The 3997-nt window shown below is 71.1% G+C and carries 1 protein-coding gene and 2 pseudogenes; 1 reads left to right on the top strand and 2 read right to left on the bottom strand.

What is annotated here, in order from left to right; translation table 11 throughout:
* Positions 1-289, top strand: a pseudogene (locus tag FrCorBMG51_RS09150) (hypothetical protein); the annotation flags it as partial.
* A 40-nt stretch (positions 290-329) separates the two neighbouring features.
* Here FrCorBMG51_RS09150 and FrCorBMG51_RS09145 read toward each other — a convergent pair.
* Positions 330-1613: an L-2-hydroxyglutarate oxidase gene (locus FrCorBMG51_RS09145; protein WP_047222646.1), complete on the bottom strand. Its 1284-nt coding sequence runs from the start codon at positions 1611-1613 to the stop codon at positions 330-332.
* Positions 1614-1875: 262 nt separating this feature from the next.
* A pseudogene (locus FrCorBMG51_RS33070) lies at positions 1876-3703 on the bottom strand (glycoside hydrolase family 15 protein).
* Positions 3704-3997 lie beyond the last annotated feature (294 nt).

Raw genomic sequence — 3997 nt, 5'->3', positions numbered from 1 at the left:
CGGCGGGATGCTCACCGGCCGTGACCGAAATGGCTGGCGGTGGATACTCACCGCCGCGATCGGCCTGACGATCATTCTGATCGCTGTGATCGACATGATTCGGCTGCTGCGCGTCGACCAGTTGGGCGGCATCGAGCTGGACCTCTCGGTCGAGCTGGGGCCGGGTCTGTGGATCACGCTGCTGAGCGGGCTGTTCACCGTCACCGGCGCGCTGCTGGCCCGGTTTCTGCCCGTCAGGCCGAGGGAAGCCCGTGGTGGGCCCGGCGGCCTCGGCGGGAGAGACAGCTGATCGTGGGTGAGGTGCCCCGGCGCGGGCGGCGCCGGTGCGCTCACGCGGCCGGTTCGGCCACGATCCTGTCCACTATGTGCTCGGCGATGGCCAGGGAAGCGGTGGCCGCCGGTGACGGCGCGTTCCGCACGTGCACGATCTTCCCGCGTATCGACAGCACGAAGTCGTCCACCAGGGCGCCGTCGCGCGCGACCGCCTGCGCCCGGACACCGGAGGGCCCCCGGACCACGTCGGCGGCCTGCAGCTGTGGGACGTACCGGCGGGCCTCGGCGATGAACGCGTGCCGGCTCGCCGTGCGCAGGATCTCCCGGGCCCCGGTCCGCCAGTGCCGGCGCGCCATCGTCCGGAAGCCCGGCCAGGCGAGCGTCTGACGCAGTTCGGAGCCTCGCACGGTCAGCCCGGTGTAGCCCTCGCGGGCGGTCGCGAGGACCGCGTTCGGGCCGACCAGCACGTTCCCGTCCACCCTTCTGGTCAGATGGATGCCGAGGAACGGGTATCGCGGATCCGGCACCGGGTAGATCAGCCCGCGCACGAGGCCGCGGCGCTCCGGTCGCAGCAGCCAGTAGTCGCCGCGGAACGGGACGATCTGTGGTGAGGGATCCTCGCCGGTGAGCGCGGCGACCTGGTCGGACTGCAGGCCGGCGCAGGCGACGAGCAGGTCGAACGGCCCGGCCATCGTGGACACGGCCGCGACCGTGCCACCGGCCCGGGACGCGGTCGCGTGCGTGCCGTTGGGCGGCACCCGGATGTTCCCCCGAACCCGCAGGCCCAGGTGGACGCCGTCGGGACGCTCCTCGACGGCGACGACCTCGCTGCCGGTACGCACCGTGCCGCCGGCGTCCTGGACGCTGTCACGCAGCCGGCGGGCCACCGCCCGGTAGTCGACGATCGCGGTCGTGGGGGAGTGCAGTGCGGCCACCCCGCGGGCGTGCGGTTCGTAGCGGCGCAGGTCGTGCCCGTCCAGCATGGTGGTGTCCGGGACGCCGTTGGCCTGTGCCCGGCGCGCGATGTCGGTGAGCCTGCCCAGCTCGCTGTCGTCGACCGCGACCACGACCTTGCCGCACTCGTCGTAGCGGATGCCGTGCGTGGCGCAGTACTCCCTGAGCAGCACCACGCCTCGTCGGCACAGGGTCGCCTTCAGGGATCCCGGTTGGTAGTACAGCCCGGCGTGGACGACTCCGCTGTTGTGCCCGCTCTGGTGGCGGGCGACGTCATGCTCCTTCTCGAAGAGCGTCACCGTGGCAGCGGGATCGACCTGCTGGATCCGCCGGGCCACCGCGAGCCCGAGAATGCCGCCGCCGATCACCGCAACCCGACCCGCCACGCGCCCGCTCCTGGTTCCTTGGATGCCATGGGTTTCCGTGCGCGCAGGGAGCGCAGGAAGAACTATGGTCGCGTACCCGTCCGCCGGCGATGTTACGGGGCTGCCGGGCGCGCGGCGCAAAAGATGATCCTTTGCTTTTCTCTCTTCCCTCGTCGTTCCCCGCCGCTTCGGCTGTCCCGGCACGGATGACGGGCGGACGAAGCGGACGAAGCGGGCGGACAGCGGGGACGGCCGGCGGACGATCGGGGAGTCGGCCGGGGAATCAGCCGAAGAAGTGGCCTGGCGGGTAGGCCCGGTCGGTGCGCGAGCGCGGCCTGCCGCGCAGGGCGTCGGTCAGCGTCCGGGCGGTGTTGACCAGCGGGACGTGGCTGAACGCCTGCGGGAAGTTGCCGACCAGCCGGCCGAGGGCGGGGTCGTACTCCTCCGCCAGCAACCCCACGTCGTTACGCAGCGCAAGCAGCCGCTCGAACAGTTCCTGGGCCTCGCGCACCCGTCCCGACAGGGCGTAGTTGTCGGCGAGCCAGAAGGTGCAGGCGAGGAAGGCGCCCTCACCGGCGGGCAGGCCGTCGACCGCGCCGTCCTCCGCGGTCGGGTAGCGCAGCACGAACCCGTCCTGGACGAGTTCGCGTTCGATGGCGGCGACCGTGCCGACCGCGCGCGGATCCGTCGCCGGCAGGAAGCCGACGAGCGGGATGTTCAGCAGGGCCGCGTCCAGTTCGGTGGAGCCGTAGAACTGGGTGAAGGTGTTGCGGGCGGGGTCGAAACCGCGGGCACAGACCTCGTTGTGGATCTCGGTCCGCAGCGCCGTCCAGCGGTCCAGCGGGCCGGGCAGCCCCCACTCGGTGATGCCCTTGACGGCCCGGTCGACCGCCACCCAGGCCATCACCTTGGAGTGGACGAAGTCCCGGCGCGGCCCGCGGACCTCCCAGATGCCCTCGTCGGGCTTGCGCCACCCGGTCTCCAGGAACTCCATCAGCTTGCTCTGCAACGCCCACGAGTCGTCATGGCCGTCGACGTCGGTGGCCATCCGGGCGACGTGCAGCGCGTCGAGCACCTCGCCGTAGACGTCCAGTTGGAACTGGTCGACGGCGCCGTTGCCGACCCGGACGGGAGCGGAGCCCTCGTAGCCGGGCAGCCACGGTACCTCGTACTCGGGCAGCCGGCGCTCGCCGCCGACGCCGTACATGATCTGGACCTGTGAGGGGTCGCCCGCCACCGCCCGCAGCAGCCACTCCCGCCAGGCCGTGGCCTCGCTGGTGAACCCGGCGTCGAGCAGGGCGAGCAGGGTGATGGTGGCGTCCCGCAGCCAGCAGTAGCGGTAGTCCCAGTTGCGGACCCCGCCGATCATCTCCGGCAGGGAGGTTGTGACCGCCGCGACGATGCCGCCGGTCGGCGCGTACGTCAGCGCCTTGAGGGTGATCAGGGNGGACGGCGTCCTGCCACTGGCCGTCGTAGGTGCAGCCGGCCATCCAGTCCGCCCACCACGACTCGGTCAGGTCGATCGCCCGGCGGACGTCGATGCGGGCATGGGTCGGACGGTGCGAGGGGCACCAGGTCAGCGAGAACGGCACGGACTGCCCGGCGGAGACCGTGAACTGCGAGTAGGTGGCCATGTCGTGGCCCTCCATCGGCGCGGTCGTGCGCAGGGTGACCGCGTCGGGGCCGGCGACCGCGACCACCGTGTGGTCGTCGAAACGGCGCACCCACGGGACGATCGAGCCGTAGTCGAAGCGGATGCGGGTCTCGCTGCGCATCCGGACCGTGCCCTCGATGCCCTCGACGAGCCGCAGCACGAGGTGCTCGCCGGAGCGCGGGTACATCGCGTCGACGATCCGTACGGTCCCGCTCGTCGTGGTCATGTCGGTTTCGAGGACGAGGGTGTCGCCGCGGTATCGTCTGCTCACCGCGAGTACCGGATCGACCGGCGCGATCCTCCAGCGGCCGGAGTTCTCGTCACCGAGCAGGGCGGCAAAACACGCGGGCGAGTCGAAGCGGGGCAGGCACAACCAGTCGATCGAACCGTCCCTGGAGACCAGCGCGGCCGAATGTGTGTCGCCGATCAGCGCGTAGTCCTCAATGCGGGAGGGCACGGTCTCTCCGGAGTTTCTCGGGGCCCTCCGCCACCACGAACACAGACGATCACCAGGGACGCCGTCACGCGATGCCCCTGGCCCCCCGTGATCGAAACGCATTGGGCCGGCTTGGATTCAGGTCTGGACGTGGTTCTGAACGTGGTTCTGGGTGTGACATGGATCGCACGTGTCGGTCGGCACGAGCGGGAAGACCGCTTACCCTACGACCTCGCTCACGGCGCTAGGTTGGGGGTAGGTCCGGTCGCGATGGTCGGATTGCGGACACCGATCGCCGTGCGCCGGCCGGCGCCG

The organism is Protofrankia coriariae, from assembly GCF_001017755.1.
GTDB classification, from domain to species: Bacteria; Actinomycetota; Actinomycetes; order Frankiales; family Frankiaceae; genus Protofrankia; species Protofrankia coriariae.
This window is presented reverse-complemented; position numbering and strand designations above follow the sequence as displayed.